The sequence below is a fragment of the Cellulomonas sp. B6 genome (assembly GCF_001462455.1).
GTDB lineage: Bacteria > Actinomycetota > Actinomycetes > Actinomycetales > Cellulomonadaceae > Cellulomonas.
In genome coordinates this window covers 35,183-41,400 of sequence record NZ_LNTD01000053.1, presented here as the reverse complement: position 1 = coordinate 41,400, position 6,218 = coordinate 35,183, and the positions used below count along the sequence as shown (strand labels likewise).

At 76.8% G+C, this 6,218-nt stretch carries 7 protein-coding genes; 1 reads left to right on the top strand and 6 read right to left on the bottom strand.

The features are described 5' to 3' along the window. Positions 1-51: 51 nt before the first annotated feature. The 4 genes from ATM99_RS04030 to sigE are packed head-to-tail and all read right to left on the bottom strand — an operon-like array spanning position 52 to position 3,455. Positions 52-408 carry a hypothetical protein gene (locus tag ATM99_RS04030; RefSeq protein ID WP_062101643.1) on the bottom strand — a complete coding sequence of 119 codons (357 nt, stop codon included), beginning with the start codon at positions 406-408 and terminating at the stop codon, positions 52-54. A 58-nt stretch (positions 409-466) separates the two neighbouring features. Next, positions 467-1,942 carry a trypsin-like peptidase domain-containing protein gene (locus tag ATM99_RS04025; protein ID WP_062101649.1) on the bottom strand — a complete coding sequence of 492 codons (1,476 nt, stop codon included), beginning with the start codon at positions 1,940-1,942 and terminating at the stop codon, positions 467-469. After that, positions 1,939-2,847, bottom strand: coding sequence for a zf-HC2 domain-containing protein (locus ATM99_RS04020; RefSeq protein ID WP_150118107.1), 909 nt, complete (start codon positions 2,845-2,847; stop codon positions 1,939-1,941). Before ATM99_RS04020 ends, ATM99_RS04025 begins: the two co-directional genes overlap by 4 nt. Then, on the bottom strand, positions 2,847-3,455 hold the full coding sequence (sigE, locus tag ATM99_RS04015) for an RNA polymerase sigma factor SigE (RefSeq protein ID WP_062101641.1): 609 nt from the start codon (positions 3,453-3,455) through the stop codon (positions 2,847-2,849). Before sigE ends, ATM99_RS04020 begins: the two co-directional genes overlap by 1 nt. Before the next feature lie 202 nt (positions 3,456-3,657). Here sigE and ATM99_RS04010 point away from each other — a divergent pair, with 202 nt between their 5' ends. Then, complete coding sequence (locus ATM99_RS04010) at positions 3,658-4,290, top strand: O-methyltransferase (RefSeq protein WP_062101640.1); 633 nt, start codon at positions 3,658-3,660, stop codon at positions 4,288-4,290. 57 nt (positions 4,291-4,347) lie between these two features. Here ATM99_RS04010 and ATM99_RS04005 read toward each other — a convergent pair whose 3' ends face one another. Both ATM99_RS04005 and ATM99_RS18525 read right to left on the bottom strand, forming a co-directional pair. Continuing rightward, positions 4,348-5,946: a M17 family metallopeptidase gene (locus ATM99_RS04005; RefSeq protein WP_062101639.1), complete on the bottom strand. Its 1,599-nt coding sequence runs from the start codon at positions 5,944-5,946 to the stop codon at positions 4,348-4,350. A gap of 10 nt (positions 5,947-5,956) precedes the next feature. Further along, on the bottom strand, positions 5,957-6,124 hold the full coding sequence (locus ATM99_RS18525; RefSeq protein ID WP_082131650.1) for a DUF3117 domain-containing protein: 168 nt from the start codon (positions 6,122-6,124) through the stop codon (positions 5,957-5,959). Between the last annotated feature and the right edge of the window lie 94 nt (positions 6,125-6,218).

Sequence of the window (6,218 nt, the reverse complement as noted above, 5' to 3'; positions counted from 1 at the left end):
AGGGGTCGTGCTGCGGGTCGTGCTGCTGCGGGGCTCGCGCCGCGGGACCGGTCAGGTCGCCTCGTCGTCGAACGGTGCCGGAGCCCCGGGCGCGAGCACCGTCGCTGCGGCGGAGGCCGCCACGGTCGCGCCGGGTGCGCGCGCGGGAGCACGCGGCGCGGGGTCCTCGAGGAGGGCGTCCCGGACGATGCGGCGGGGGTCGTAGCGACGGGGGTCGAGCGCCTCCCAGTCGACGTCGCCCGCGCCGAGCTCCTCGTCGACGCGACCGCGGGCGTCGCGGGCGAGGTCGCGCGCCTGCCGCACCCACCGGGCGAGCTGCTCGGCGTACGTCGGGAGCCTCTCGGGGCCGACGACCAGCGCGATGACGAGCAGCAGGATGATCAGCTCGCCTCCGTTGATCCCCAGCACCCGACCAGGCTACCGCGCGGCACGGGGCCGGTTCGGCGGTCCGTCCGGTTCTCCGGGATCAGTCCGAGGCCACCTCGTCGAGCCGGACGCGCACGTCGCGCTCGTCCTCGCCCGTGCGCACGCGCAGCACCACGGTGTCGCCGGGCTGGTGCGCGCGGATCGCGACGATCAGCTCGTCGGACGCCGTCACCGGCCGGCCGTCGATCGCCAGGATCACGTCGCCCCGGCGGATGCCCGCGACGTCGGCCGGACCGTCGGGGGTGACGGCCCGCCCGCCGTCGGGGTCCTGCTCGACGACGCGCACGCCCTCGCCCTGGTAGTCGGGGTCGAGCAGCACGCCGATCACCGGGTACGTCGCGCGGCCGGTCTCGATGAGCTGCTCGGCCGTGCGCCGCGCCTGGTTCGACGGGATCGCGAAGCCCAGGCCGATGCTGCCGGCGCTCGTGAGCCGGCCCGGCAGCTGGGCGATCGCGGAGTTGATGCCGACGACCTGCCCCGCCATGTCGACCAGGGGCCCGCCGGAGTTGCCGGGGTTGATGGCCGCGTCGGTCTGGATCGCGTTGATGAACGCGGCGTCGGTCGAGCCCCCCGCGACGACGGGCCGGTTGCGTGCGCTGACGATGCCGGTCGTGACCGTGCCGGCCAGGCCGAGCGGCGCACCGACCGCGACCACGGGGTCGCCGACGACGACGGCGTCGGAGTCCCCGAGCACGAGCGGCGTCAGACCGGTGGACTCGACCTTGACGACGGCGAGGTCGTACTCGCCGGTCGCACCGACCACGGTGCCCGGCTGCTCGGAGCCGTCCGCGAAGACGACGACGAGCGTGCCCTGCTCGGCGCCGGCCACCACGTGGTTGTTGGTGAGGATGTAGCCGTCCTCGCGCAGCACGAAGCCCGAGCCGGAGCCCTCGCCGTCGGTGGTGCGGACCTCGATCGAGACGACGCTCGGCAGGACGTCCGCGGCGATCGCGGCGATCGACCCGGGCGACCGGTCCACGGGTGCCCCCGGGACGCCGGGCGTCGAGGTGACGGGCAGCGCGGCGTCGGCGGGCCGACGGTCGTCCGGGAACGCACGGGCTCCCAGCACGCCGCCGCCGAACCCGGCGGCGAGCGCTGCGACGACGAGCGGTGCGACCCAGGCGGCCGACAGGCCGCGACGCGACCGCCGCCGGGCGGGAGCCGGCGCGGGTGCCGAGCCGACGGGATACCCGTGGAGCGGCGGCAGACCGTCGGGCGTCGTGCCCGGCGGGGCGGCGGGCGCCTGCAGGGCGGGCGGGACCGCGGCGGGGCCGCCGGACGTCGGCCCGGGTGCGACGCCGACCGAGGGCGCCGGTGCAGGGGTTCTCGTGACGTGCCGGTACGACGAGGGCGCCGCGAACAGCGGCCCCGTCGGCGCCGCCGCGGACGCCCGGTCGGTGGCCGGTGCGGGCGTGTCGGACCCGTCCGCAGGGGACGCCGGCGCGACGGGCCGGTCCGCAGCCGGCGGCGGGGTCGGGGCCGGGCCGCCGGGCGTCGTCCCGTCGGTGTCGCTCACCCGCGGTCCCAGGCCGTCGACACGGTCTGCCACCCGCGGCCGATGCGGCCCGTCATGGTGTCGTCGTAGCCCCCGGCCGGGAACGCCGCGACGAGCGCGTCGACGTCACCGTCGTCCTGCGCGGCGAGCACCTGCACCACGGTCGCCTCCGACTGCCAGGCCACGTGCCACGGCTCGTAGGACAGCACGTGGACGTCACGGCCGCCGATCTCGCGCACCGGCGCCCCCGCGAGCGCCGCGGTGTCGAGGCGCCCCTGCTGCTCGGTGACGACGAACGTGCCGTCCGGGCCCGCGACGTCGACCTCGAGCGTCGGCACGTCCCCCGGCGACCAGCGGATCGCGGCGACCTGCCAGTCCGTCGGCAGGCTCTGCGGGAACGTCCAGCCCTGACCACGCAACCGCGAGACGGTCGCGTCGTCGGTGCTCAGCGCGCGGCCGTCGACCGCGACGGCCGACGGGTGCGCGAGCAGCCCGAGGACGGCGGCCGGGTGGCTCGTCGGCGTGACGACCGGGCGACCGCCCAGGACGAAGAGCCCCGCGGCCACGGCGCCGAGACCGGCGACGGAGCCCACGACGAGCCGCACCGGCGAGCGGCGCGCCACGACGTCGCCGCGCAGCGCGCGGGTCGCCGCGACGGGCAGCGGGGCGCCGCCCGCGACGGCGAAGGGGTCGCGGTGCGGGACGCTCGGCGTGGTGCCCTGCGAGGAGAGCGACAGCAGCCGGGCCGTGAGGTCCTCCGTGGGCAGCACCGGCTCCGCCGCCGCGAGCGCGCGACGGGCCGCGCGCGCGTCGGCGAGCTCGCCCGCGCACGCGCGGCACGTCGCGACGTGCGCGAGCGCACGCTCGGTCGCGGCCGGGTCGAGCTGCCCGTCGACGAGGGCGCTGATGCGCGAACCGAGGTGCATCACCCCGCCACCTCCGCGGGGGCGCCGGACCGGTCGCCGTCGGCGCCCGGGGCGACCGCCTCGCCGCGCGCGACGAGGTCGGGACGACGGTGCTCGAGCGCGATCCGCAGCCGGGCCCGCGCGCGGTGGATCCGGGAACGCACGGTGCCGAGCTTGATGCCGAGGGTGACCGCGATCTCCTCGTACGACAGCCCCTCGATGTCGCACAGCACGACGGCCGCGCGGTACTCGGGGGGCAGCGCGTCGAGCGCCCGCTGCACGTCGTGGTCGAGGTTGCCGTTCTCGAACGCGCGCTCGGGCGTCGCGAGCGCGTCGGCCGACGCCCAGCGCTCGGAGTCGTCCCCGATCGGCTCGATGCGCACGCGCTGGCGACGACGCGCCTGGTCGAGGAACAGGTTCGTCGTGATGCGGTGCAGCCAGCCCTCGAACGTGCCGGGGCTGTACGTGTGCAGCGACCGGAACACGCGGACGAACGTCTCCTGCGTGAGGTCCTCGGCGTCGTGCCGGTTGCCGGTCAGTCGGTACGCGAGGCGGTAGACGCGCGCCGAGTGCTCGCGGACGATCTCCTCCCACGACGGGGCCTGCCACTCGGCGGGCTGATCGCTCATGTGCGTGGGTTCTCTCCGGGTCGGGGCGCTGACGACCAGTGTCCCAGGTCCGGGCACGCTCCTCGACCCGTGTTCGTCACGGGCGAACCACCGACCGGACGGCGTGCCGCCACGCGTGCGCGCTGCCGGGGCCCCGCACCCCGCGGGACTACGCTGACCGGCAGGGACGCCCCGCACCGGGGCGCACGACGAGGAGGCCGACATCTCCACCGACAAGGCGCAGAGCTGGGTGTACTGCGAGGAGTTCCTCGACGAGGACGACGTGCTGCTGCGGGCCCGTGAGCGCGCGTCCCACCTCGGGTGCACGCCCGTCGCGCCGGGCGCGGGAGCGACGCTGCGCGTGCTCGCGGCGGCGGTGCAGGCCCGCGCGGTGGTCGAGGTCGGCACGGGCGCCGGGGTCGGCTCCCTCTACCTGCTGCGCGGCATGCCGGCCGACGGCGTGCTGACGACGATCGACATCGAGCTCGAGCACCAGCGCGCCGCGAAGGAGGCGTTCGCCGAGGAGGGCGTGCGCAGCACCCGCACGCGTGCGATCTCGGGACGCGCGCTCGACGTGCTCCCGCGACTGACCGACGGCGGGTACGACATGGTGGTCGTCGACGCGGACGTCGACGGCTGCCCGGGCTACGTCGAGCAGGCCGTGCGCCTGCTGCGCCCGGGGGGCGTGCTCGTGGTCGACGACGCCCTCTGGCACGACCGCGTCGCCGACCCGGCCCGCCGGGACGAGGCCACGACGACCGTGCGCGACGTCGGCCGGCAGGTCCGCGCCGACGAGCGCCTGATGCCGGCGCTGCTGCCCGTGGGCGACGGGCTGCTGGTAGCCGTCCGCCGCTGACGCGGCGCGGCCGCGGGTCGCACCGGCCGACCGTTCGGCCGGTGCGCGTCGCCGCCCTCAGTCCAGCGCGCTCAGGTACTCCAGCAGCAGGCGCGCGCCGTACCCGGTCGCACCCTCCGTGACCTCGTGCTTGTCGGACGTCGAGCGCCCGGGGCCGGCGATGTCGAGGTGGGCCCACGTCCGGTCGCCGACGAAGTGCCGCAGGAACAGCGCGGCGGTGATGGAGCCGCCGCCGATCGTGCGGTCCTGCGGCACGTGGCGCAGGTCGGCGACGGACGAGCGCACGGCCTCCTCGTACTCCGCGACCAGCGGCATGGGCCACGCGAGCTCACCCGTGCGGTCGCCCGCGGCGGCGAGCGCCGCGACGAGCGCGTCGTCGGTGCCGTAGAGCGCGGCGTGCTGCTTGCCCAGGCCGAGGCTCGCCGCGCCCGTGAGGGTCGCGACGTCGACGAGCACGTCGGGGTCGAGCGTCGCGTCGGCCCACGCGAGCGCGTCGGCGAGCACGAGGCGGCCCTCGGCGTCGGTGTTGGCGATCTCGACGGTCGTGCCGCCGTGCAGCGTCAGCACGTCACCCGGTCGGTACGACGCGGCGCCGACGTGGTTCTCGGCGAGCGGCAGGACCGCGGTGACGCGGTGCGGCAGGCGTGCACGCGCCGCCGCGAGCACGGTCGCGAGGGCGACCGCCGCACCGGCCATGTCGGTCTTCATCGGGACCATGGCCTCGCGCGGCTTGATCGACAGGCCGCCGGTGTCGTACGTGATGCCCTTGCCGACGACGACGACGTGCCTGCCGCCGCCGCCCGCGGGCGTGTAGGTGAGGCGGACGAGCCGCGGGGTCGACGCCGAGCCGCCCCCGACGGCGAGGATGCCGCCGAAGCCGCCGGCGGTCAGCTCGCGGGGACCGAGGACCTGGACGTCGAGCCCCGCGTCGGCGCCCAGCCGACGCGCGCGGTCGGCAAGCCACGCGGGGTCCTTGACGTTCGACGGCGTGTTGGCGAGGTCACGCACGAGCCACGTCGCCTCGGCGCCGGTGCGGGCGGCCTCGACCGCGGCCGCGACCTGGTCGCCGTCCCGCCCCAGGAGCACGAGCTCGGCGGCCTGCGAGGTGCTCGGCTCGGCTGTGGTCCGGGGCGTCGTGTAGGACGCCAGCAGGTAGCCCTCGACGACGGCGCGCGCGGCCTGCGCGGCGGCGGACGGGTCGTGGTGGGTCTGGGCGCCGACGGTCGTCGCGACGCGCCCCACGCCACGGGTCGCCCGCGCGAGCGCGGCCCCCGCACGGCGCAGCGCGGTCGGGCTCTCGTCGCCGACGCCCAGGAGGACGAGGCGCGAGGGCAGCCCCGCCCAGGGCAGCACGACGGACGAGCCGACCGGCAGCGGCAGGTGGACGGTGAACGCCTCGCCCGCGGCACCGGTGAGCCCCGCGCGATCGGCCAGCTCGGCCAGGTCGACGCCGTACCGGGCCGCGGCCTGCGGAGTCCCCGACCGCGGCTGCAGCGCGTCGTCATCCACCCGCGGCGGCGCGACCTGCACCGCCACCGCGTCGACCGTGCCGTCCGTGAGGAGCGGCGAGTCGACGACGGTGGCGCCGTGCAACGTGACGGGGGGCGGTGTGCGCCGTGCTGCGGTCGCCGCCGTGCCGGTGGTGCGAGGGCTCATGCGCAGGTCGTCAGCCGACGACGGAGGACAGGGCCTCGCCCAGCTCGGCGGCCTCGGTCGCGTTGAGCTCGACCACCAGCCGTCCGCCGCCCTCGAGCGGGACGCGCATGACGATGCCGCGGCCCTCCTTGGTCACCTCGAGCGGTCCGTCGCCGGTCCTCGGCTTCATCGCGGCCATCCGGCCTCTCCTTCGCCTCGTCTACGGCCGTCCGACGATCGTCGGCGGCCCCGGCAACCTCACTGGTCAGCCGGTTGTCCGCCGACCATCCTAG

Bases quoted from the DNA above. Each gene is read 5' to 3' on its own strand.
- ATM99_RS04020 (WP_150118107.1), bottom strand. From the start codon at position 2,847: ATGCACCTCGGTTCGCGCATCAGCGCCCTCGTCGACGGGCAGCTCGAC.
- ATM99_RS04005 (WP_062101639.1), bottom strand. From the start codon at position 5,946: ATGAGCCCTCGCACCACCGGCACGGCGGCGACCGCAGCACGGCGCACA.
- ATM99_RS18525 (WP_082131650.1), bottom strand. From the start codon at position 6,124: ATGGCCGCGATGAAGCCGAGGACCGGCGACGGACCGCTCGAGGTGACC.
- sigE (WP_062101641.1), bottom strand. From the start codon at position 3,455: ATGAGCGATCAGCCCGCCGAGTGGCAGGCCCCGTCGTGGGAGGAGATC.